Origin of the sequence: Bacillus sp. CD3-5 (genome assembly GCF_006349665.1) — a bacterium.
GTDB lineage: Bacteria > Bacillota > Bacilli > Bacillales > Bacillaceae_G > Bacillus_A > Bacillus_A paranthracis.
Genome location: NZ_VEPX01000008.1, coordinates 78,211 through 102,693 on the forward strand (window position 1 = coordinate 78,211; position 24,483 = coordinate 102,693).

Annotated in this window: 23 protein-coding genes, 1 pseudogene, 2 riboswitches and 1 other annotated feature; of the genes and pseudogenes, 5 read left to right on the top strand and 19 right to left on the bottom strand. The window is 35.3% G+C overall.

The genetic code is table 11. The annotated features are described in order from the left end of the window. Entirely contained in the window at positions 1 to 588 is a 588-nt protein-coding gene (locus FH036_RS16545) for an LPXTG cell wall anchor domain-containing protein (protein WP_139896001.1), read from the top strand. Between the two features lie 117 nt (positions 589 to 705). Here the strand turns inward: FH036_RS16545 and proS are convergent, their stop codons facing one another. Then, the gene (gene proS / locus FH036_RS16550; RefSeq protein ID WP_001040951.1) at positions 706 to 2,136 is read right to left on the bottom strand and encodes a proline--tRNA ligase; all 1,431 of its coding nucleotides are present in this window, start codon (positions 2,134 to 2,136) and stop codon (positions 706 to 708) included. A gap of 47 nt (positions 2,137 to 2,183) precedes the next feature. Next, positions 2,184 to 2,390, bottom strand: a binding site (T-box leader). A 91-nt stretch (positions 2,391 to 2,481) separates the two neighbouring features. Next, positions 2,482 to 2,775, bottom strand: a complete 294-nt coding sequence (locus FH036_RS16555) for a YesK-like family protein (RefSeq protein ID WP_000364816.1) — start codon at positions 2,773 to 2,775, stop codon at positions 2,482 to 2,484. Between the two features lie 150 nt (positions 2,776 to 2,925). Between FH036_RS16555 and FH036_RS16560 the strand changes: the two genes are divergently transcribed. Further along, positions 2,926 to 4,239 (top strand): alkaline phosphatase family protein, encoded by a 1,314-nt coding sequence (locus FH036_RS16560; protein WP_139896002.1) that lies wholly within the window; start codon positions 2,926 to 2,928, stop codon positions 4,237 to 4,239. 108 nt (positions 4,240 to 4,347) lie between these two features. Next, the gene (locus FH036_RS16565) at positions 4,348 to 5,631 is read left to right on the top strand and encodes an MFS transporter (protein WP_139896003.1); all 1,284 of its coding nucleotides are present in this window, start codon (positions 4,348 to 4,350) and stop codon (positions 5,629 to 5,631) included. A 220-nt stretch (positions 5,632 to 5,851) separates the two neighbouring features. Here the strand turns inward: FH036_RS16565 and FH036_RS16570 are convergent, their stop codons facing one another. The 9 genes and pseudogenes from FH036_RS16570 to FH036_RS16605 all read right to left on the bottom strand — a co-directional run bounded on the left by FH036_RS16570 (position 5,852) and on the right by FH036_RS16605 (position 11,265). Further along, positions 5,852 to 6,103: a helix-turn-helix transcriptional regulator gene (locus tag FH036_RS16570; protein WP_002078892.1), complete on the bottom strand. Its 252-nt coding sequence runs from the start codon at positions 6,101 to 6,103 to the stop codon at positions 5,852 to 5,854. Between the two features lie 55 nt (positions 6,104 to 6,158). After that, complete coding sequence (locus tag FH036_RS16575) at positions 6,159 to 7,391, bottom strand: MFS transporter (protein WP_139896004.1); 1,233 nt, start codon at positions 7,389 to 7,391, stop codon at positions 6,159 to 6,161. A 65-nt stretch (positions 7,392 to 7,456) separates the two neighbouring features. Beyond that, entirely contained in the window at positions 7,457 to 8,038 is a 582-nt protein-coding gene (locus FH036_RS16580; RefSeq protein WP_139896005.1) for a TetR/AcrR family transcriptional regulator, read from the bottom strand. Positions 8,039 to 8,118: 80 nt separating this feature from the next. Continuing rightward, positions 8,119 to 8,262, bottom strand: a complete 144-nt coding sequence (locus FH036_RS16585) for a hypothetical protein (RefSeq protein WP_000817976.1) — start codon at positions 8,260 to 8,262, stop codon at positions 8,119 to 8,121. A gap of 126 nt (positions 8,263 to 8,388) precedes the next feature. Next, a complete protein-coding gene (locus tag FH036_RS16590) occupies positions 8,389 to 8,640 on the bottom strand; it encodes a hypothetical protein (RefSeq protein WP_139896006.1) in 252 nt (83 codons plus the stop codon). Between the two features lie 13 nt (positions 8,641 to 8,653). After that, a complete protein-coding gene (locus FH036_RS16595; RefSeq protein ID WP_001091219.1) occupies positions 8,654 to 8,968 on the bottom strand; it encodes a thioredoxin family protein in 315 nt (104 codons plus the stop codon). Positions 8,969 to 9,116: 148 nt separating this feature from the next. Further along, positions 9,117 to 10,247: an RNA-guided endonuclease InsQ/TnpB family protein gene (locus tag FH036_RS16600; RefSeq protein WP_139896007.1), complete on the bottom strand. Its 1,131-nt coding sequence runs from the start codon at positions 10,245 to 10,247 to the stop codon at positions 9,117 to 9,119. Between the two features lie 18 nt (positions 10,248 to 10,265). Continuing rightward, a pseudogene (locus tag FH036_RS27735) lies at positions 10,266 to 10,375 on the bottom strand (IS607 family transposase); the annotation flags it as partial. Between the two features lie 518 nt (positions 10,376 to 10,893). Then, positions 10,894 to 11,265: a DnaJ family domain-containing protein gene (locus tag FH036_RS16605; RefSeq protein ID WP_139896008.1), complete on the bottom strand. Its 372-nt coding sequence runs from the start codon at positions 11,263 to 11,265 to the stop codon at positions 10,894 to 10,896. A gap of 354 nt (positions 11,266 to 11,619) precedes the next feature. On the opposite strand from FH036_RS16605, the gene FH036_RS16610 reads away from it, so the two are divergent. Next, entirely contained in the window at positions 11,620 to 13,644 is a 2,025-nt protein-coding gene (locus FH036_RS16610) for a glycosyl hydrolase family 18 protein (RefSeq protein ID WP_139896009.1), read from the top strand. Between the two features lie 459 nt (positions 13,645 to 14,103). Here FH036_RS16610 and FH036_RS16615 read toward each other — a convergent pair whose 3' ends face one another. The 7 genes from FH036_RS16615 to FH036_RS16645 form a co-directional block, all read right to left on the bottom strand. After that, entirely contained in the window at positions 14,104 to 15,648 is a 1,545-nt protein-coding gene (locus FH036_RS16615) for an ABC-F family ATP-binding cassette domain-containing protein (protein WP_139896010.1), read from the bottom strand. A gap of 305 nt (positions 15,649 to 15,953) precedes the next feature. Then, a complete protein-coding gene (locus FH036_RS16620; RefSeq protein WP_000835397.1) occupies positions 15,954 to 16,727 on the bottom strand; it encodes a hypothetical protein in 774 nt (257 codons plus the stop codon). Between the two features lie 64 nt (positions 16,728 to 16,791). Continuing rightward, on the bottom strand, positions 16,792 to 17,541 hold the full coding sequence (locus FH036_RS16625) for an ABC transporter ATP-binding protein (RefSeq protein ID WP_000016058.1): 750 nt from the start codon (positions 17,539 to 17,541) through the stop codon (positions 16,792 to 16,794). Then, positions 17,538 to 18,536, bottom strand: a complete 999-nt coding sequence (locus tag FH036_RS16630) for an ABC transporter substrate-binding protein (protein ID WP_000715548.1) — start codon at positions 18,534 to 18,536, stop codon at positions 17,538 to 17,540. The genes FH036_RS16625 and FH036_RS16630 overlap by 4 nt, the downstream gene beginning before the upstream one ends. Then, complete coding sequence (locus FH036_RS16635) at positions 18,533 to 19,306, bottom strand: ABC transporter permease (protein WP_001057149.1); 774 nt, start codon at positions 19,304 to 19,306, stop codon at positions 18,533 to 18,535. Before FH036_RS16635 ends, FH036_RS16630 begins: the two co-directional genes overlap by 4 nt. After that, positions 19,278 to 19,598, bottom strand: coding sequence for an MTH1187 family thiamine-binding protein (locus tag FH036_RS16640; RefSeq protein WP_000082897.1), 321 nt, complete (start codon positions 19,596 to 19,598; stop codon positions 19,278 to 19,280). Before FH036_RS16640 ends, FH036_RS16635 begins: the two co-directional genes overlap by 29 nt. Before the next feature lie 100 nt (positions 19,599 to 19,698). Beyond that, positions 19,699 to 19,800: riboswitch (TPP riboswitch) on the bottom strand. Between the two features lie 61 nt (positions 19,801 to 19,861). Further along, positions 19,862 to 21,601 (bottom strand): methyl-accepting chemotaxis protein, encoded by a 1,740-nt coding sequence (locus FH036_RS16645; protein WP_044790814.1) that lies wholly within the window; start codon positions 21,599 to 21,601, stop codon positions 19,862 to 19,864. Positions 21,602 to 21,742: 141 nt separating this feature from the next. Next, positions 21,743 to 21,827: riboswitch (cyclic di-GMP riboswitch) on the bottom strand. Positions 21,828 to 22,110: 283 nt separating this feature from the next. Here FH036_RS16645 and FH036_RS16650 point away from each other — a divergent pair. After that, positions 22,111 to 23,424, top strand: a complete 1,314-nt coding sequence (locus FH036_RS16650; RefSeq protein WP_000498726.1) for an anaerobic C4-dicarboxylate transporter family protein — start codon at positions 22,111 to 22,113, stop codon at positions 23,422 to 23,424. Positions 23,425 to 23,482: 58 nt separating this feature from the next. Here the strand turns inward: FH036_RS16650 and FH036_RS16655 are convergent, their stop codons facing one another. Beyond that, positions 23,483 to 24,418, bottom strand: coding sequence for an alpha/beta hydrolase (locus FH036_RS16655; protein WP_044790815.1), 936 nt, complete (start codon positions 24,416 to 24,418; stop codon positions 23,483 to 23,485). Positions 24,419 to 24,483 lie beyond the last annotated feature (65 nt).

The following is a 24,483-nucleotide window of genomic DNA, read 5'->3' on the forward strand; positions in this document are numbered from 1 at the left end:
ATGACAAAAATTTTTATTTTAGCATCAACTCTTTCTTTAACTTTTTTTAGTGGTTTAAACATTGGTAATGCAGCAACAGAAAACTTCTCTCCAGTAACAAATGCGGTTGTACAAAATAACGATCATTTCGCAGAAGGTAACTCCAAAGATAATAATAAACCACCAGGAAACGGTGGTTCTCAGGACGATAGTGGTTCTGGTGGCAATGATTCTGATGGCAGTGGCTCTGGCGGCAATGATTCCGGTGGTAACGGTTCTGGCGGCAATGATTCCGGTGGTAACGGTTCTGGTGGCAATGGCTCTGGCGGCAACGGTTCTGGCGGCAATCGTGGTAAAGGCGATAGCAGTTCTCAAGGGGAAAATGACTCTCATGGAGGTAACCGTGTTAAAGGCGATAGCAGTTCTCAAGGAGGAAATGGCTCTCAAGGGGGAAATGGTTCCAAAGGTGGTAACGTAAAAGATAACGCGAAAAAACAAGGCGATAAGTTACCGAATACTGCAACACATTATCCTGCATCTATTTTAATGGGACTTTCAACATTCCTAATTGGTATGTTACTATTCATTCGCCGTAAAAACGCAAAATAAAAACATAGCCTTCCATCTTAAAAATACATGAAACAAATTGTAAAACTAAAAAGGACTTTGGATTGCATTTTATTATGCAGCCCAAAGTCCTTTTCATCCTCCCTATCCAAAAGAGCATTAATACGCTTTTCCCCAATACACCATTTGTTTCGCTTCTTTACCACAACAAATACATTCATCAGCTAAATGCTCTTGCTCAAAAGGCATACAGCGAGAAGATACTCCGACTTCTTCTTTTAATTTCTCTTCACAAGCTAGTTCCCCGCACCACATCGCCTTAATAAATCCTTGCTTTTCATCAGCTACTTTTTTCATCTCTTCAAACTTCGTCACACTATACGTATTTTCATCACGAAATACTTTTGCTTTATTAAATAAAGAGTTATGAATTTCCTCAAGTAGTGCTGGAATGCGTTCTTCTAATTGATCCATTGCTATAAATTCTTTTTCTTTCGTATCTCTTCTTACAAGTACAACTTGATTCTTTTCAATATCTTTAGGGCCAACTTCTAATCGAATTGGAATACCCTTCATTTCATACTCATTAAATTTCCAACCTGGCGTTTTATTACTAGCATCTATTTTCACTCTTGCAACCTTTTGAATATGTCCTTGTAACTCTGTTGCTTTCGCTAAAACTCCTTCTTTATGCTGAGCAATCGGTACAATAACAACTTGCACTGGTGCGACTTTAGGAGGCATTACAAGCCCATTATTATCACTATGAACCATAATAAGCCCACCTATCATTCTTGTTGATACACCCCAAGATGTTTGGTGTACATATTGCCACTTACCGTTACGATCTAAAAATTTAATATCAAATGCTTCAGAGAAATTCGTTCCAAAGTTATGGGATGTTCCCGTTTGAAGTGCTTTCCCATCATGCATTAAGCTTTCAATTGTATAAGTTGCCTTTGCGCCCGCAAATTTTTCTTTTTCTGTTTTTTGTCCTTTAATTACTGGTATCGCTAAATAGTCTTCACAGAAAGAAGCATATAGATTTAAAATATTTAACGTTTCAGCTTGAGATTCTTCTGCTGTTTCATGAATTGTATGTCCCTCTTGCCATAAGAATTCCGTTGTGCGAAGAAATGGCCTCGTTGTCTTTTCCCAACGAACTACTGAACACCACTGATTATATAACTTTGGCAAATCATTATAGGATTGCACAATTTTTGAAAAGTGCTCACAGAATAAAGTTTCAGATGTAGGGCGTATACAAAGTCTTTCTGCTAATTTTTCATCCCCCCCATGTGTCACCCATGCTACTTCAGGAGCAAATCCTTCTACATGATCCTTCTCTTTTTGTAATAAGCTCTCTGGGATAAACATTGGCATATACACATTTTCATGACCAGTTGCTTTTAACTTCTCATCCATAACTTTCTGCATATTTTCCCATAAGGCATAGCCGTACGGACGTAGAATCATACATCCTTTTACACTTGAATAATCAACAAGTTCTGCTTTTTTTACAATATCTGTGTACCACTGTGCAAAGTCCTCTTCCATCTTCGTAATCGCTTGTACTTGTTCTTTTGCCATAGTCAGTTTTCCTCCTTCTAGAAAATACAAAAAAGCCCGCGTCCCTAAATAGGGACCGAGCTTTGCCGGCGTTACCACCCTGATTCATGCACAAAAATTGCGCATGCTCTCTTTTTGATAACGGGAAATTCCCGCTGCATATGCAGAACGCAAAGGTAGGTTCCATATCGCCTTTTTAAGAATCTTTCAGCCTGACGGATTCTCTCTCTGCTAAAAAGGTTGAACATGTACTAGTCCTTTTTCATCGTTATAACAAAATAAATTTGTTGAATATCATAATATAAATTTCACCTCGAAACAAGAGTGAATTTTCTTATTTTTATATTCTTTTCATTTTTTACAGTTTTATACGTAGCTTTTTCGCGAGATTTTTAAAAGTTGATGTGCAATCATACCAATAAGTGTGCCCAGTAGGACGAAGAAACCAATAAATCCATATCCCATTCCTTCCCATCCACCAATAACCATCATTGTAACGGGAAAGGACGCTAAGCAAAGAAGTATTAAACTAAGTGAAAATATAATATCAAACTGCTTGTCTGGAAACCGTTTTTTTAGCAAATACGAAATAGCAAATACAAGAATAATCGTAATTCCGCCAATGATGTAAAAGATACCAAATCCATCTAGCAGATCCACAGTATTCCCTCCTTTCATTCCCTTATACTTAATTATATGTTTAACTTTTCTGAAAATAAATAATAAATTTTATATAAAAACATATTTTTATTACTAGGTATTAATAGTAATATATAGTAATAGGTTTTATATAATTAGGAGGATTACTTTATGGATAAAGCATTAACGAATCGTGTCATCATTTTATCATTCGACTGTTTATCAGCTTTAGATTTTCCTATTCTACAAAAATTACCTCACTTCCAATCTCTAATAAAAAAGGGAGCAATTGTGGAAAAGGTAGAGCCCATCTATCCTTCTGTAACCTATCCAAGTCACTCAACAATCGTAACTGGTAATTACCCTAATAAACATGGTGTTGTTAGCAATACGTTACTTCAACCTGGACGTGAATCACCCGATTGGCATTGGTACCGAAAATCAATACAAGGAACAACGTTATATGATGAAGCACATAAAGCAAATTTAACGACTGCTGCCCTTCTATGGCCTGTTACCGGCAGAGCAAATATTGATTACAATTTACCAGAAATCTTTCCAAATAGACCGTGGCAAAATCAAGTTTTAGTTTCATTATTTAGCGGTAGCCCGCTATATCAATTAGATTTAAATCGTCGTTTCGGCCATATACGAAATGGACTGTCACAACCTGAACTCGATGATTTCGTACTTGCTTCTACTGTGCATACAATCCAGACGAAAAAGCCTAATGTCATGTTTGTACATTTCACCGATTTAGATACCCAAAGACACTATCACGGCTTTGAATCCAAAGAAACAATAGCCGCAATTCATAGACATGATGAGCGACTAGGGAAAATTATTCAAGCTTTAAAAGACAGTGAACTATACGAAGAGAGCACTATTATCGCTCTTGGTGATCATAGCGCTTTAAGTGAAAACAAAGCCATTCAATTAAATGTATTATTTCATCAAAAAGGGCTTATCTCTATAAATTCAAAAGGAAAATTAGTAGACTGGAATGCTTATTGCCAAAGTTGCGATGGGTCCGCCTATGTATATGTGAAAGACAAAAACGATACCGATACAATTCGAGAAGTACAACTACTCCTTGAAGAACTGCTTCAAAATAAACAAAACGGCATTGAATTTATACTTCATGATGAGGATGCGAAGGAATGCGGTGCAGATGGCAATTGTTTATTTATGTTAGAAGCACGAGAAGGGTATTATTTCACTGAAAACTATACAGGAGATTTTATAAAAGAAATTACTGAAAAAGATGTTACGCCTAGTAAAAAATATACATTTGGTACGCATGGATACTCTCCAACAAAACCTAACTATGAAACAATTTTTATAGCTGCCGGGAAAGGAATAAAAAGCGGCATTACCATACCGTATATGAGACTTATTGATGAAGGCCCAACTATCGCTAGACTACTCGGTTTACACTTAGGTGAAACAGACGGATCAATTGTAGAGGATTTACTCCAATTGTAAAGAACTGTGTATATATGTAAAAGTTATGTAAAATTCATCATTGTTTCTCTTTTTATAATTTTTATTTTTGTACACTGTTAGTAGAACAAATTTGAGGGGGAACATTATATGAAAAAAATGTCCAGACAAGAAAAAAGCTGGATATTATACGATTGGGCGAACTCCGTATATTCGCTCGTCATTACAACCGCATTATTCCCAATTTACTTTAAAGCAGCTGCAAAAGAAGCCGGGTTATCTGGTGCAACTTCAACAGCATATTGGGGATATGCAAACTCGTTCGCAACACTTTTAATTTCTATACTTGCTCCTATTCTCGGCACAGTTGCTGATTATAAAGGATTTAAAAAACGATTTTTCACATTCTTCTTTGGACTCGGTATCGTGTTTACAAGTATGCTAGCAGTCGTCCCAACATCTCAGTGGTACTTATTACTAGGATGCTATATGCTCGCATTAGTCGGTTTTGCTGGAGCAAATATTTTTTATGATGCATTTTTAGTAGATGTCACTTCTGAAGATAGAATGGATCGAATTTCTACGAGAGGTTTCGCCTTAGGCTATATTGGGAGTACTATTCCATTTATCGGTTGTATCGCTCTTATCATTCTTGCTCAAAAAGGAATTATCCCTTTATCAGTTGGCATTGCTAGTCAAATTTCATTTGCGATCACAGCTCTTTGGTGGGGATTATTTACAATTCCAATGCTAAAAAACGTAGAACAAACGCACTATATTGAACGTCACCCAAGACCAATTACAATGAGCTTCAAACGCCTTGCTGATACTTTTAAAAATATTAAAGAATATAAAACGGTCTTTATGTTCTTAATTGCTTACTTTTTCTATATTGATGGGGTCGATACAATTATTACTATGTCCACCGCTTACGGAACAGATCTCGGTATTAGTGCAACAAATCTATTAATCATATTATTTGTCACACAAATTGTAGCTTGTCCATTCGCTTTATTGTATGGAAAACTATCAGAAACATTTACCGGTAAAAAAATGCTATATGTCGGTATTATTATTTATATCATTATCTGCACATATGCTTATTTCTTAAAAACGACACTCGATTTCTGGATTTTAGCAATGCTAGTTGCTACTTCTCAGGGCGGGATTCAAGCACTTAGTCGTTCCTATTTTGCAAAACTAGTACCTAAAGAATCGGCAAATGAATTCTTCGGATTTTATAACATATTTGGCAAGTTTGCCGCGATTATGGGTCCAATATTAGTCGGTGTTACAACGCAATTAACCGGAAAAACAAACGCTGGTGTCCTTAGCATTATTGTACTATTCCTTATCGGGGGATTCTTACTAACTAGAGTTCCAGAAAATCATACATCCGTTACACCACCTAATCAAAAGACTAAAACACTATAAGAAAAAGATCCTCTTCACATAAGGAGGGCACTGAAAAACTCCACTTCATAAGAAAAAGGATCCCATCACCTACTATATACAGATGACGGGATCCTTTTTAATTTCAACATATTGATGAAATATGTGTTATTTTTTCAAAGCAACCACTTTTTCAGTGGCCTCCACATAAGAAGAGGATCTTTTCTATACTTTTATTAATAACGTCCCACAATGAAAGACGCTACATCTTATACAAAAATAGTTTATCAACAGTTGTTCCTAATACTTCCGCTAAACGAAAAGCTAATGCTAAGCTTGGATCATATTTATTATTCTCAATTGCATTTATCGTTTGTCTTGAAACTTTACATTTATCAGCTAATGCACCTTGTGAAATATTATTTTCAGTGCGTAATTCATAAATTTGATTTTTCACATCTTTTCTCCTAACATGTAAAATCGTTTTTACAACATTAGTATATAATCGGTACATTTCATTGTCAAAAGACTACCACAAAAAAGGGAGCAGTTTTGCTCCCTTACAATAGTTATTTCGAGGCTAACGAACTTGTTAGTTCCTCTTTATTCGCGACATCTTCTTTATTTATTTGCATGCGTAGAACTGGTCCTATAGCAAATAAAATAAGTGCCATCGCTATACAAAATACAGTAACTAGTGAGGTCATCTCCTTCAATCCTCCAGCTAGTGAAGTTCCGATTAACATTGCCCCCATAAACAGCGGTAAAATTGTTCCATTTACTCTCCCGACCATATTTTCTGGTACAAGTTGAATCATAAGCGTACCGACAACGATATTAACACAAGCTAAACAAATACCTGTTCCAAATCTCATGAAACTAGTAATCCAAAATGATGTAGATATCCCTTCTACTAAAAATGACATCGCTAATATGCTCATACCGAATATAAACATCTTTTTCGGATTCACTTTTGAAGCGAAAACTGCAGCAACAATACCACCGATTAACATACCTATCCCATCAGCTGCGGCTAAATATTGAACTGCTTCCTTTTCCATTCCAAGCCGTTCTATTACAAGAAACACTTCTAATGGATTCGTTAGTCCAACAGCTAAGCCTATAATGGTGAAAGTAATCGTAATCATACGTAAATTTTTTGTATGAAGAACGTATTTCCACCCTTCTTTTATATCATTTTTTAATGAATCCCTCGCCACTTGCTCTTTTTCAACCCATTTTGGTAAGAACGAAAGGGCGATAGCAGATAACAAAAATAAAATGACTAAACTATATAGTGACGTAAATAAACCAAGTTGTGTATACACAAGCGATCCTACCACTGGTCCAAAAATCAGAAATAATGACTGTAATGTTTGGTTAAATGCAATCGCATTTGCTATCTGTTCTTCTTTCACGTAGCGCTTAAATATACGCGAAGATGATGGCTGAGAGAACTGACCTACAATTGCGGAAATGAGTGTTGCAAAAAATATAGCCTGCCAATAATCCAGCTTTAACAACAAGACAATACCTATAATAGATAGTACACTTAACACATCTCCAGCGACCATTGTTCTTTTCGGATTCCAGCGATCAGCTAGCGCACCACCGATAAACGAGAAAATAAAAATAGGTGCATATTCCATAACCGATAACAATGAAACGGAAACTGGATCATTATTCGTTCGCTCCATTATGAAATATAGAAGGGCCATATTTCTGATCCAAATTGCAAATTGTTGTAAAATATCAGACGCCATAACGAGCATAAATGCTCGGTTTTTAAATAAAGCGTTCATTTTCATTCCCCTTTCATAAACCGACCGTTCGGTCTAATTTATTTTATAGAAAAGCAACTGACTTATTATTCAGCTGCCATTCCTTTTAACAATACATCTATTGCCTTTTTATAAATACGTTGTAGCTCTTTATAATCTAACTCATAATAAAGTACTCCAAGCCCTGATAATAATCCATTCACAATATACATAAGATCGCGCGTATTATCTTCACGAAACTCTCCAGACTGTATGCCTGCTTCAATTAGTTTCTCAAACATAACATACGATTCTCTAGTTAAAGCTAATAGTTCATCCAAAATCTCTTTACTTACAACTTGGCTCATAGAGAATTCCTCTATTGCATTTGAAATTGGTTGCTGTATGTCCTCGACATGATATTCCGCGAGACCATATAGTTTTTCAGTATTCGTACTATACAACTTCTCTTTTTCATTCCATTTTTCAAGCCAATCATACGTATGCTGCTTTACTACAAATAAAAATAATTCTTCTTTACTTTTAAAGTGATAATAAATGCTTCCTTTACTTCGCTTTGTAATTTCACAAATCTCTTCCATAGATGTAGCTGCATAGCCCTTCTGTGAAAACAAACTTTCTGCTTTATATGCAATTTCTTTCTTTATCTCTTCTGCACTTCTTCTCATATTCACACCTCTTTAAACCGACCGTTCAGTCTAATAATAACAAATCAAAAACCTCTATCGCAAGAGGCTATATTCCTTATTTAAGAAAACGTACTTTCAAACCATGTTCGAATCATATGTATGATTCCAATTTTAAATCCTAATTTAACAAGAAATACGCCTCCCGCAGCTAATAAAAATAACATTACTTTCCCCTTGTTTTTCACTTTCGGTTCCCTTTTCATTTCTATTCCCCTTAGTACGTTAAAAATATTAATCAAACGTTTGTTTAACTGTTTTTATGCATATGTAAGCCAACTAATCAAACGTTTGTTTTAAAAAGAAATACGCCTATATAAGGCGCATTTTCATCAATCACCGCCACCTCCGCCACCATCGCAGCTGCCTCCGCTTTCTCCACCAGAAGACCCTCCACAATCATGTGAAACTCCATGCGAGCTATCATTATCAGATCCCGCAAAGAAAAATAATGGTGATGAGTTGTTAGATGAGTTATGAATGTTATTTTGTTTTGTAAGATTTACCTTCTTTTTGTTTGATCGAACTGCTGTTAAGATTGTTACAACTACAACAAATAATAGTATGAAAATAATAAATTCCATATAAAAACCTCCCTTAATCTTCGAATAATTGAATAGTTCTCTCTAGATTTTCAAGTGAAATAAAGCGCGATTCACGAAGGATCTCTTTTCCATTATAAAATAATAAAACTGTTGGCCCTGTAAATACTGCATATCGCCCTGCAATTTCTTGCATGTCTTGTAGTAATATTTCTACTTTCTCTACGTAATCATAATTCTCTAATAGACCATTTACTTTTCTTAGCATAACATCACAGACACCACAATTTTCCGTTTTAATAAAGAGCAGTACTAATTGTTGTTCTTCAACATATGTTGCTAATTCTTCTATCGTTTCAAATGTATTCATCTTATCCGATACGATAAACTTAACTAAATCTATACAATTCAATCAAATTTATACAAGTTAGTGCTTCATCGCGTTCTCGCAACCCCGAAGGGACGAGGGGTATAACACTCCACACGAGGCAGTATCGTTACCTCCTATTATCAAGCATTTATTTTACCCATCTTGATAAATTTATCGCAGCATTTACATCCCTATCATGATGGCTATTGCATGAAGCACAACACCACTCACGTATTTTTAAACTCCACTGTCCTTCTGGTTGAACTGAATGGTCGTATTGAACTCTACAACATGAGCAAATCTTGCTTGAAGCGAACCATTTATCAGCTTTTACATACGCAATGCCATACTTCTCGCACTTGTATGATAAACATTGAAAGAAGAAGTTTAATTTTTGAAATGAAAATGCTTTCGATAGTTTTTTGTTTTTTAACAGGTTTGAGATAGATAAGTCTTCCACAACAATTCTCATTGGTTTGGTTTTCACCAATTTAGCTGTTGCTTGATGGATATGGTTATTTCGGATATTCATAATTTTCCTAGATAACCGCAGGTGCTCGATTTTTGCTTTTTCATATCCGACAGATTGAATTTTCACACCTTTTTTAAATCTCCTAGACATATCTCTTTGCGCTGACTTTTTCCTTTTCAAAAGTTTTTTAACCTTGGCGTCTTTGTTTATATTTCGTTCTTTCGTACCATTAGAAGCTACAAACAGCTCTTTTAAACCAACATCCACACCGATTGACTCATTGGTTAGTTCTTGTGATTCAAAGTCTTCTTGGAACCCCACACTAATCCACCAGTGACGACCATCAAATGTAACTCTTGGATTGGATGGTTTTTTATTTCTTGGTAGTTGTTGGCTTGTTTTCACTTCTCCAATAGACTGAATATGAACTACTTTCTTTCCTATAATCAGCCTTTCATAATTGGCATAAAATCCTTGGATTACATCTTTTTTAGATTTATAAGAAGTGTGATAACCATTTTTGTACTTTTTGAACGAATGCTTCCTTGCCTTATCAAAATCTTTTGAAGCCTGTTTGGGAACTTGTGCGTTGATGTCTTTTAACCACTCATAATTCTTTCGCTTCTTGATCTTTGTAAATCGTTTCTGTAAAGCTAACTGTGAAACAGATTTTCCAAATAGCTTATAGTATCTATCACTCATTCTTTTACAATAGTTATAAGCGAATCTTGCAGCACCAGCATGGTTTCTAAGCACTTTTTCTTGTTCAGGCGTTGGAATCAGTCTGACTTTCTTCGCCAATATCATCAGAATGTAACTCCTTTAATGAAAGATTTGTTCTTCTGAATCGTAGCGTGTTCCACCAGCATTCTCCTAAGACTACTCGAATACAAACCTGTTAATTCTGATACTTAACTAACTCGTAAAAATTTCATTAATATTCTCACTTCATTGAATCCACCATAACACATACGTTCGATAGATTCATTAAAGTTTGATAGATTTAATTAAATGTATCTCGTTCAACTAAGGGCGCAATTCCTTAGCCAGTTCTCTTATGAACTTCTCCTGTTTTCACATGAGCGCAGACTATATGTTTATCTCTTTAGAGATAGAGGATTTTTCCACCACCATAGGCTTGTGATGTACTCTCGTCAGTTATACGAGATAGTCGTTGAACGTTCATCTTATCACTTTTGACTTAGATGATTCGAGGCGGAAGACCCATTGTTCTAGTGTTTAGGGTTTAACCTTGCACGATCTGATTGATTTTTTCTGCTTTCGCGACATTCACGCTCGCCATTTCTAGCCACGTTGTAGTTCAATCAGCTTTAGGGATTGCCCGCAGTTAACCCTCACTACTAGCCAATCACTTGACTAGCAGGGCTGACTGATATATTTAATTAACTTTCGTTATAATTGGTTAAATAAATCGTAACAGTTAGTTACCCTCTTAGCGTAATTTACTAAATACTTTACCTTGATACATACGAAAAGCTGAACTATCTTTAATCTTTCTCTTTTCCATTACCTGCTGAAAACGAAGCATTTTTGCTGTTAACTCTTCTTGTAATTCTTTTCTCTCTGCTTCATCATAACAGCACGCAATTAAGTCTTCTATTTTTAATATATCTTTTTGTAGTTCCATTTCTGGTGGAATCATGCCCGCATTTTTTAAAATTTTATAACTTATTCTCAGTTCTGGAGGTACCGTTGAAAGGTCTTCTAATTGTAGTGGTTTTCCTTTTCCCGGAATATGATCAAGGTCTCCATTCCGTATTGCTTGTCGAATTTTTTCTTCAGCAATGTTCAAAAAGACATCCACATTACTCCCTCCCTTACATATTTTTACTATTATTTTACATGAAATTTCATTATCTTGCTACGCTATTACAAATTGACCTCATACAATTTTTTCTCAAATTTAACTCCAAGAAGCCCTTTCCTCTCTAATCGATATTTTATTTTCATGTGCAATCTGTATTAGAGCCATTTCATATTGAGAAAGTCTTTTCGAATTCAATAAAGCGTTTACACCAAATCTTACATTTGCTACGATTTAATCAGCTTCAGCTCCTTGTATAGACTTCGTGATGTCTGATCATTTTCATCTAGATTCATTTTGATTTATTGGCGCATGCCTTTAAATATATCTTTTATTTTGAAAGGAGAAATGGCTATGAAATCAAAAAAATTCACACTGCTATTACTATCCCTACTACTCTTCTTACCTCTTTTTCTCACAAACTTTATTACTCCCAATGTCGCATTAGCAGATTCACAAAAGCAAAGTCAAAAAATTGTTGGGTATTTTCCTTCATGGGGCATTTACGGACGTAATTATCAAGTTGCAGATATTGATGCATCAAAGCTAACTCATTTAAACTATGCTTTCGCTGATATTTGCTGGAATGGAAAACATGGAAATCCTTCTACTCACCCTGATAATCCAAATAAACAAACGTGGAACTGTAAAGAATCTGGTGTACCACTGCAAAATAAAGAGGTCCCTAATGGTACTCTCGTACTCGGTGAGCCATGGGCTGATGTCACAAAATCTTATCCTGGCTCAGGTACAACTTGGGAAGATTGTGATAAATACGCACGCTGCGGAAATTTCGGCGAACTGAAACGATTAAAAGCTAAGTATCCTCACCTAAAAACAATTATTTCCGTTGGTGGCTGGACTTGGTCTAACCGCTTTTCTGACATGGCCGCTGATGAAAAAACAAGAAAAGTATTCGCTGATTCTACAGTCGATTTCCTACGCGAATATGGATTTGACGGCGTTGATTTAGATTGGGAATATCCAGGCGTAGAAACGATTCCTGGTGGTAGTTATCGCCCTGAAGATAAGCAAAACTTCACCCTACTCCTTCAAGATGTTCGAAATGCATTAACGAAAGCTGGTGCAGAAGATGGTAAACAATATTTACTAACAATTGCATCAGGTGCAAGCCAACGTTATGCTGATCATACAGAGCTAAAGAAAATCTCTCAAATACTGGATTGGATTAATATTATGACATATGATTTCCACGGTGGATGGGAAGCTACTTCTAATCATAATGCAGCTCTATACAAAGATCCAAATGACCCAGCAGCGGATACGAATTTTTACGTAGATGGTGCGATAGACATTTATACAAATGAAGGGGTTCCAGCAGATAAACTCGTATTAGGTGTACCATTTTACGGACGCGGGTGGAAAAGTTGTGGAAAAGAAAATAACGGACAATACCAACCTTGTAAACCAGGTAGTGATGGAAAGCTCGCTTCTAAAGGAACTTGGGATGATTATTCTACCGGTGACACAGGTGTGTACGATTATGGTGATTTAGCAGCTAATTATGTTAATAAAAATGGTTTTGTTCGCTATTGGAACGATGTAGCAAAAGTACCTTATTTATATAATGCGACTACGGGCACGTTTATTAGCTATGATGACAACGAATCTATGAAATATAAAACAGACTATATAAAGACAAAAGGTTTAAGTGGTGCAATGTTTTGGGAGCTTAGTGGTGACTGTCGCACAAGTCCAAAATATAGTTGTAGTGGACCAAAATTACTTGATACGTTAGTAAAAGAATTACTAGGTGGACCTATTACTCAAAAAGATATTGAGCCACCAACAAACGTAAAAAATATTGCTGTAACAAATAAAAATTCAAACTCAGTTCAATTAAACTGGACGGCACCTACTGATAACGTAGGAGTTACGGAATATGAAATTACTGCTGGAGAAGAGAAGTGGAGTACAACAACAAATAGCATTGCAATTAAAAACTTAAAACCCAATACAGAATACACATTTTCAATACTAGCAAAAGATGCTGCTGGGAATAAATCACAGCCTACTTCTATTATTGTAAAAACAGATGATGCTAACACAACACCTCCTGGTGGAAATAGCAATGCTACCTTTTCAGTCACTTCAAATTGGGGAAGTGGTTACAACTTCTCGATTGTAATTAAAAATAGTGGAACGACCTCTATTAAAAACTGGAAATTAGAATTTGATTATAACGGCAATTTAACACAAGTTTGGGATTCTAAAATTAGTAGTAAAATAAATAATCATTACGTAATTACGAATGCAGGATGGAATGGTGAAATTCCTCCTGGTGGATCGATTACAATCGGAGGAGCAGGAACAGGCACTCCTGCTGAACTTGTAAATCCATCCATTAGCGAAAACTAAACGTAACTTCCAATAATTATTTCACTAAAGTTTGAATTTAGGTTTGATTCCTCTCTCCTAAATTCAAACTTTTAATTTTATGAAAAATCACAAATCAACATTATAATAACCTATTATAACTATATTTAGTTTACAATATGAAGTTCGTGTGAAGTTCACCTGAATTTTACATGAATTTCCTTTAAGCTCTATTGTCTTCCTATACTAATCACATTATCCTTTACATATAGGAATTATTTTCATTCCATTTCAAACTATCTATATATACATAAAGAAGGATAGTCGCCTATTAGGGAAAGGCATCTAGTATTATTATAAATATAAACATAACAAAAGAAAAAGCACGCTTATAAGCGCACCATAAGAGTGCTTCTTCATACAATTCTCATGTAAGAGTTCTCGAAAATCATGTTAATCACAAAGAAAAGGCATTAGCTTATACAAGCTAATGCCTTTTCTTTATTCATATTGTTCAGCGTTCCATTCTTCTATATTCCACACTTTTGTTATCCACGCTTCATAAAAAGAAGGCTCATGTGATACAAGTAAAACGGTTCCTTTATATCGTTGTAGCGCTTCCTGCAACGCCTTCTTTGTTTCTAGATCCAAATGATTAGTTGGTTCATCTAAAATTAAAACATTACTTTTCTTTACGATAAGTTCACATAAACGTACTTTCGTTTGTTCTCCTCCGCTTAATAAACGAATAGGTTTTAATACATGTTCTTCTTGCAATCCACACTTTGCTAATGCTTGGCGCACTTCTTTCTTTGTCATATCTGGTCGTTCTGCCCAAACTTTCTCTAAGGGTGTTGTTTCTGAAGCAAACTCTTCCTGGGCAAAATAAGCAGCATTTACTCGTTCTCCAACAGAAATTGAACCGCTTAGCGGCTTAATTTGACCTAATAATGTTTTTAACATCGTCGTTTTTCCAATTCCATTATGACCAATAATCGCTATCTTTTCTCCTTTTTTCACTTGTAAATTCAACTCTGGACATAAAGGATCACTATAACCTATCCTTAGTTTCTCAGCTTGCAATATACGACTCACCGGCTCCTCATAAACATTGAAATCAAAACGGGATCGAGTTACAGAATGAATCTTTTCAATCCTTTGCATTTTCTCTAATACTTTCTCTCGACTTTTAGCCTGTTTCGCTTTTCGAATTTTATTTTTTTGAATAAATATTTCTAACTGAGAGATTTCTTTTTGTTGTTTCGCATACGCCGATTGTAATTGTTTCTTTTGCAATTGGTAACTTTGCACAAACTTTTCATAGTTTCCTACGTATCGCTGCACTTTTCCTCCTTCTAGATGAAAAATAACATTTGTAATACTGTTCAAAAATAGTTCATCATGCGAAATGATTACATAAGCTTTTTCATACAGTCTCAAATACGATTGCAGCCATTCTATATGAGCTGTATCTAAATAGTTTGTTGGCTCATCTAACAATAAAACATCAGCTTTTTCTAAAAGGAGCTTCCCAAGTAATAACTTTGTTCGCTGCCCTCCACTTAACTTTGAAACATCCTTTTTAAGCCCTATTTCAAATAATCCTAAACCGATTGCTACTTCTTCAACTTCTGTATGAATGTGATAGAAATTAGAGCTTTCCAATATAGTTTGTAATTCTCCATACTTTACTAACAGTTTTTCTACTTCTCCTGCTCCATTCATTTCTTCAGCAATTTTTAACATTTCGTATTCAATCGCATACAAATCAGCAAATGCACTTTGCAAGTATCCCTCAATTGTCATCCCTTCTTGTAAATCCATATGCTGCTGCAAGAAACCTACCTTCACATGCGGAAACCATTCAATGTTCCCATCATCATGTATAAGTTCTCCTGTTAAAATCCTTAGCAATGTTGATTTTCCAATTCCATTTTGCCCTACTACCCCAACATGCTCGCCCTTCAATATTCGAAAACATGCATTATATAAAATGGTTTTCTCACCATACGAATGACTTAAATTTTCTACCGTTAATATACTCATTATTTTCTCTCCTTTACTTATGATTCATAAGCTAAATAGAGAGAGCAACAGTATAAAGCCTTATTTAATTGTGCATATAAAAAATGGGTAAGGTGAATACACCTTACCCATTACATATTATCGTAAGAAAGGATTAAGGTTCTTTACCTGCTGTCTTCAATTTAGCTTAATCGATAAAAATGGGCAGACTTCTCCCATATCAAGCTAAAACCATTTGAAGAACAGTTGATAAAGTCATTTTATCCTTTCACTCCTTTAACATTTGTTATATTAAGAGTATAAACTACTCTTTTATATTCTATTCTCTATTGTTCTTTTTGTTCCTTCTCCGTTTTATCGTTCTCTGCATAAATTTCTTTATACATCTTTTCTAATGCATATGGACTTGTAAAGATAATTGTTAACGATTTCCACATATAAATTCTTCTTTGTAATTCTATCCCATACTCTTTACTCACTATATTTTTCACTTCTGGGATATGATCTTCAGTTTGAAATTGTTGCACAGACTTCAATTCATTCGTTTTAAAATCTGTTAAAAATCCTATTACACTTCGCCCATGTTCCTGTGACCTTTCTTCTAAATCAAACTGAATCGAATGAACGAAACCTAAAACGTGAAAGATTTGAGCATGCAACCCGACAGCAGCACGCTTTTCCATTAAGTTGTAGCACTCTCGTTTTAACTCTTCTACCATTTCTAAAGAATTTCTATTAACTTTCCTTTTGCCAACAAACATAATTTTTACAATATGAGCGACTGCTCCCATACTTTTTAATACACTCTCTAGAATTTCTACCGCATCTTCCACATAACCATTTGTAATTATAGAATGAATAAATTCATCTAATAATGCTTGAAACTTTTTAACTAAATGTAAATCACATAATTCTGGTACACCTTTTCTCAATTGATCCCGGCCTTGAACCCACTTTAAAACTTCTATCATTTCTTCTTCTTTTAATTCATGATGTTCCATACCATACTTCATTAATAAAATATAATTTTTTAATAAGGACTTTCCTTCTTCAAGATTATCAGCTGTTAACGAATCAACTATTTGCTCTATAGATTTCATCTTTCTCCCCCTAAAAAAAAGCCTCTTAACAGTAATTATACCAAAAACTGTTAAAAGACTTTTTCTATTTTTTCATATAAGGAGCTAATACTCTCAAAATTTCTTCCTTATCCTTCTTTAACTCAAGTGATGTTAACATATCCATCGTTCTCGGTCTAGGTAATTTCACTTGTACCTCGCCAACTATTGATGCTGGTCTTTGAGATAAAATAAATACGCGATCCGAAAGCAAGATTGCCTCATCTAAGTCGTGTGTAACCATAACGATTGTTTGCTTCTCTTGGTGCCAAGAGTTTAAAAGCCAGCTATGTACTTCCATTTTTGTAAAAGCATCTAACTTACCAAAAGGCTCATCAAGTAGCATAATTGGCTTTTCACATAAATATGTGCGCAGAAAACTAATTCTTTGACGCATCCCTCCAGACAATTCATCTGGATAATGGTCTGCATATTCATCTAGTTCAAACTGCTTTAATGCTTCCATTCCTTCTGTCAGCCTTTGTTTTTTCGGCTTCCCTTCAATTTCTAACGGAAGAACGATATTTTGTAAAGCTGATCGCCACGGTAGTAATAAATCCTGTTGCGGCATATAACTTACAACATCTTGCTCTTGCATTTGCTTATCGTTATACGTTACACTTCCACTTGTTGGATTTTCAATATTTGCGATCATATTTAATAGTGTGCTTTTCCCACAACCACTCGGTCCTACAAAGGAAACGAACTCTCCCTCTCGTATAGAAGCACTAATATTTGCTAATACATTCTTGCCATCGAAAGATTTCACAATATCTTTTATTTGTAATCCACTCATTTTTCACTTGGAAGGAACTCATTTGTAAAGGCATCTTTCACATCGATTTTCTTCTTAATAACTTTGTTATCATATAAGAAATTCATGTAATTCGTCCAAACTTCTTCCTTCTGTACTCCCCACGCTTTTGCATCATCTTGATACTTCTTACTTAGCCATTTTTGACTTTCTTGTACTAAATCTTTATTTACATCTGGAACAGCTTTAATTAAAATATCGGCAGCTTCTTTCGGTTCTTTAATTGCAAAATTATAACCCTCTGCCGTTGCACTCATAAACTTTTTCACAAAGTCTTTATCTTGCTTCGTATGTTTTTCACTCGTAATCATAACAGGACTATAGAAATCAAGTGCTGGATCTAAGTCTTTCACCATAATCGTATTTAACTCTTTTCCTTGGCGCTTCGCTTCAATTCCATCCCATCCGTAATAAATCCATTCAAAGTCTGCATCACGACCAATTGATTTAAAGAAATCTGTTTGTCCTAAAATGATTTTTTCAACTTTATTAAAATCGGCTTGGTGCTTATCCATAATTGTCTTTAATGTCGCTTCTTCCGCTGGTCCTCCCCAGCCACCGTAACGTTTCCCTTCAAAATCTTTCGGTGACGTCATATTATCTTTCTTAAGCGATGCAAAAGCTGAAGTGTTATGCTGAATAATCGCACCTACAGATACAACAGGAATACCTTCCACACGAGCCAACGTTACATTTTCTTGTGCGCTTATTGCGAAGTCAGCTTTTCCTGAAGCTATCATTTGCTCCGCCGTCACATTATCACCAGGCTGAATAATTTCTACATCTAATCCTTGTTTTTCATAATAATCTTTCGCTTGTGCTACATATAAGCCAGTATGATTCGTATTCGGAAACCAATCTAATACGACTTTTACTTTTTGATCTTTACTTGCACTTTCTTCTTTCTTCGCCGGATTACATCCAGCTACACCTACTGCTAATAAGGCAGCCAACATAACTTTTAAACCTTTTTTCATTTTCTGCCGTCCTTTCTATATATCCATGGTGCTGTTATTCTTGCCATAAACTCCACGATAAAATACAGACATAATGTCACCATTACAATAATTGCTGCAACACCAAATACTCGGGCTGTTAAAAAGGATTTCGTAGCCCTTGTAAGCATAACTCCTAATCCTTCACTGGCACCGAGCCATTCTCCAATAATCGCTCCCATTACGCTATATGTAACTGCAATTTTTAAACCGGAGAAAAAGTATGGAAGCACTGCTGGAAACTTTACTTTCTGGTAAACTTGCCATTTCGTTGCCTTCATCGTTTGCAACAACTTCAACATATTTTTATCTACCGTTTGAAAACCTTCTAAAATGCTAAGCGCAATCGGGAAGAAACAAACGAGTATGACTACCATTACTTTCGGTAGCATTCCATATCCAAACCAAATAATAAATAACGGTGCAAGTACAACGATTGGAATCGTTTGCGAAATAACAAGCAACGGATTTATTAAAATACGAAATAAAGGGATAACGTCCATAAGAATTGCAATGCTTGTCCCAATTAAAATCGCAAAGAACAGTCCAATTATAACCTCTTGCAGCGTCTGCATCGTATTCGGTAATAGTAAATCTTTCATTCCAATTAATTCTTGAACAATGGCAGAAGGCTTCGGTAAAATCCACGGTTCAATTTTAAATAATGAAACAGATCCTTCCCATATCGCAATGAGAAGGATAAGCCAAATTGCTGTAATTATTTTAGATTGCTTCTGGTTTTGCATATTCATCACGGTACTTCCAAACTTTTTCATCTATCGTTACACCAGTGCTTGGACGATAATGGATTTTAATAGAAGTAATCACTTCTTCTGCTCCAGCGTCCACACAAGCTTGTTGTGCACGTTTAATGATATCAAGAAGTACATCTAATTCTCCTTCCAGCGTCGTTTCCATTGCCCCTACTTCATAACGAACTCCCGATTGTTGTACAACCTCAATCGCTTTATCAACAACAGAATACACATCTTTGTTCTTTGCTTGTGGTACTACTGAAAACGAAATTGTAACTTGTTGTGACATAATAAAATCCCCCTTATGAAATTAAATTTTAAAACAAGAAAAGGCTTTCCTACTGCGTAGGAAAGCCTTGTATGCAAGTTATTATAGAATAACATATGCTACATCACTTTAAGTAACTCCCTACGCTGGCATTATCCAGATCAGGTTGAGGGTCGATGTTTGCTCACATCCTCTCAGCCAATTGGCTCCCCGGTCCTTAATTCGTTTTCATTGTAGCATGATTTATTTTATTGAACAAACAAAAGCATGTATAATCATTTCATTTAACTTTTGAATTCCCCAATTAACTCTTGTAACTCCTGTGAGAGCCAGCTTAAAGAACTGGCTAATTCAGCAATATCCTGTACAGACATTTCCTGTTCTTTCATGATTTCTTCAACATTACTACTACTATTCGCATACTTATTTGCAATAAGTGATAGTTCATTTACAACACGAACAATATTTTGGCTATTTTGCAATATATTATTTGAATTGCTAGAAACAACTCCAACTTGATTGGTAACAGTTTGTGCTGATTTCGAAATTTTTTCAAAGAAAGCACCACTACTTTCAACAAGTTTCATTCCAGACTCTACTTCTTTTGAGGTTTTTTGCATTGAAACAACAGCTTCTTCCGTTCCTGCTTGTGTTTCCCCTATTAATTTTGCTATATCTTTTGCTGATGCTTCCGTCTGCTCTGCTAATTTACGCACTTCATCAGCAACAACGGCAAATTCCTCTCCAGTTTCCTCAGCACGTGAAGCTTCAATAGTAGCATGTAAAGCTAGCGAATTCGCTTGATTTGAAATACTTGTAATTACAGTTACAATATCACTAATTTCTTTTGATCTTACTTCCAAAGAATAAATGATAGAAGATAAATCTTGTACTGCATTTTGTATTATGTTCATTTGATTCATCGTCTGTTCAATAATACCATTTCCTTTTTCTGAATGATGCTTCGTACCTTCAGACTCTTTCGTCATTTGTTTTGCAATATTAGTTATCTCTTCCATCCTATCTTCCATTTCATATACAATATCTAAATACTTTGGTACTGACGTTTCTTGCAATTGAACGCCAGCCCTTAACTCAACTATAGAACTTACGATTCCTTGGACTGCCATGCTATTTTCTTTCGTACTCACTGACAATTCTTGTGAAGATGAGGAAACCTGTTCTGCTGTCTGCTTCACTTTATCTATAATTCCTTTAAACTTCTCGATGTTATTATTAAAATACGCATTAATAATACCAATATCATCTGGTCTTTCCTCTAATTTAATACTTAAATCACCTTCACCAACTCTGCGTAATCCTTCACGTAAATCCCGCAATGGAGCAAGTGCGTTACGTACGATTAAGAATTGAATAACAGTTGCAATTAAAACAGAAATACAAATAAACATTAAACCTTGTATAATGAATTTTTCCTTTGTAATAGGAACAATAGAAGCATCTACATCGGCTGCAACAATTGCCACAATATTTCCGTCTCCATCTTTAATTGGCTCTAATATCGTTACCCATGATCCTAATAGATCTTCATATACTACTGTCATGTTTGCTTTTTTCGTGCTCATTACCTTATCGTATGCTTTCATCCAAAGATCTGGTTGTTTATAATATTCTCCCGGCCTTACTTCAACAACATTTGCTAACTCTGTAGACAAGTCGACGATTAGTAACTCACCTTTTTCATTTTCTTTTGCTCCAACAATATAGATTTGTCCAACGCTATTCAATTCTTCCGTTGCTTCATCTAATTTCTCTGTTAACTTCTCTCTCTTTTCTCTTTGTGCCACTGGATCCTTTGTAACATCTCTCACTATTTCTTCGTCTAATTTATGTAATACCGTATCTCCTGTTTCAAAAGAATGCCTTTCAAATATAGACATCATGCTATTTTGAAACATGTTAAAACTTAACGCTCCCATAGTACCAACAAGCGTCAAAATAACTAACACAGTTAACAATACATTCTTTTGAAGAAATGATAGCTTGTGCCAATATTTTTTCATCAACATCACCTTTCTTAATTAACTTAATATAAAGGAAAACTATTAAAATAAAAACCTTATCAACAACTGATAAGGTTTCTCATTTGTTTGCAAATAAAAAAAGACCAATGAAAAAGCATTGGTCAAGACCAACCCTATCCGTCCGGTAACTGGCTAGCGTAGCCTTTCGGCCTTAGCTCCTGTAGTTTTGCGTCCTAATGTTTCCACCAGTTTGCCTTTCTCGCTGAACGAGTTGAACGATATGGGAGTTCTATGAGAATTACATTATTCTCTATCAAAGATTACAACATAAAAATTAAAATGTCTACCTATTTAGAGATGCAAATGCAAAGTTTTAATGTATTATTTTTTCGAAATAATTTAACAAAGTACGTGAATGTTACATTTCTTGTGTTATATAATAAAAAATGTATATAACACAAGGATTGTTTTGAGTATTTATTTTAATTTTCATTTAAATTAAATTATTCGAATATATCTTAACTAATGAATTTCGGAGGTAGTTTATCATGTTTTGGCTACAATTTCTTACGTTACTACTCTGCATCTTTATTGGCGCACGCCTAGGCGGAGTTGGTCTAGGGGTAATGGGTGGCGTTGGTATGGCAATACTTGTTTTCGTCTTCCACTTACAACCTACAGCTCCTCCTATTGATGTAATGCTTATGATTTTAGCAGTAATTACAGCTGCTGGTGCACTCCAAGCCGCTGGAGGAATGGAATACCTTGTTCATCTGGCTGAGAAAGCATTACGAAAAAATCCAAAACGCATTACATTCTTTGCTCCAATTGTTACTTATTTATTCACACTTTGTGCGGGAACTGGTCACGTTGCTTATTCTGTACTTCCTGTTATCGCAGAAGTCTCTCGCGAATCCGGAATTAGACCAGAACGACCAATGTCAATTGCCGTAATTGCTTCCCAACAAGCAATTACAGCTAGTCCTATATCAGCTGCAACAGTTGCACTTTTAGCAATGTTAGCTGACTATAAAATCACTTTATTAGATATTTTAAAAGTAAGTATCCCTTCTACTTTCATCGCTTGTATGGTAGCTGCATTTGTTGCTAGCAAAATGGGGAAAGAATTAAATGAAGACCCTGAATACTTAAAACGATTAAAAGAAGGAATGATTCCTAAGATTGAAGAGAAAAAAGAATTTGTTGGTGTAAAAGGCGCTAAATTATCAGTTATCCTTTTCCTAGTAGGAACTTTTCTTGTCGTACTTCTCGGTTCATTTGAAGTACTTCGTCCAGGATGGATAGTTGATGGGAAGTTAGCCCGTCTTTCCATGCCAAACACAATTGAAATGGTTATGTTAACGATTGCAGCTCTTATTATTATTTTCTGTAAACCAAATGTAGAAAGCATCGTGTCTGGTAACGTCTTTAAAGCGGGGGCAACAGCAGTTGTTGCTATTTTCGGTATCGCTTGGATGGGAGATACTTTCTTTAACGGAAACTTAAATATGATTCAAGGATCAATTCAGCATCTAGTAACAAGTGCGCCATGGCTATTTGCCATCGCATTATTCATTCTATCTATTTTACTATATAGCCAAGCCGCAACAGTACGTGCTTTAATGCCTCTTGGATTATCACTCGGTATTCCACCAGCACTACTGATCGCGATGTTCCCTGCAGTAAATGGATATTTCTTCATTCCAAACTACGGAACAATCGTTGCTGCCATTAACTTTGATCGTACTGGTACAACTGGCATTGGTAAATATGTTTTAAATCATAGCTTTATGATTCCAGGCCTAATCGCAACATTCACTTCTATCGGAATTGGAATGCTCTTAATTTCAATTATGTTTTAAAGAAAAAGCACAAACCCAAAGTTTTAAAGGGTTTGTGCTTTTTTAATCAAACGTTTGTTTAAATATTTTTAACTGTCCATTCTTCCATTATGTTCTTTAATATTTGTGTAAAATCCGCTGGGAAAAGATGCCCCAAACCTTCTCTCACAATTAATTTACAGTCCACATTATATTCCTCAAACATAGACATTAATTGAAGTGTGTTTTCATAAAATGGATCTTTGTCTCCCGTAACAATATATCCTTCTACATTCGTTATATCATTTGATACAACTATACTTTCAATTTCCTTAACATCTCGAATAGCAGGTATAACTGCAATAAATTTTTGAGTCGCTGACATATTCTTTAACGCTAACTCTATCGCTATATTTCCCCCTTGAGAAGCTCCCGCGATGATTATGTCCTCCAAGTTATATTTATTTACAAAATCATTAAAAGTTTTCATAACGTCTTTTATAGCTATTTCATGATTATCCCAGCTATACGACTTCATTCCATGTATTTGTGAGGACCGGGGAAAACCTAATATATACTCATTTAGTATTTCTTCTTCACACCAATATGGTGCAAAATCATTTATATTTGATCCTCTCCAATGCAAAGAAAATAACCCTATCTTCGCCTCTTTATTTCCATAAGTAAATAATTTCGGTTCGGCTGTTAGCTGCTGTTTCTTAAAGATTTCTTCACACTTTTTCACTATCATTTTAAAAGCTGCATTCTCTCGTAATCCCTTTAAATCTTCATCCCCCATAAGTGTATGTGGATTCCACCAAATCCCCTTTTCTAAAGCTTCGTTTAAACTAACAATCGCTTCCTCATACTTACCTTCTGCCGAAAGTGCACACACTTCCCAGAAACTAGTTTTTTCTATTCTTTCAGGAAACTCCCTTTTTGCTTTATCTATGCATCTATAAATCGCTTCGAATTCTCTTTTTTCGAATAAACGAAACAACTCATTTTGCAACTCTATAAACTGTTTCCTTTTCAAACAATCCTCCCCCTTTTTCTAACTATCGATATCAAAACATAAAAAGCTATGTAGCGTTTTAATAC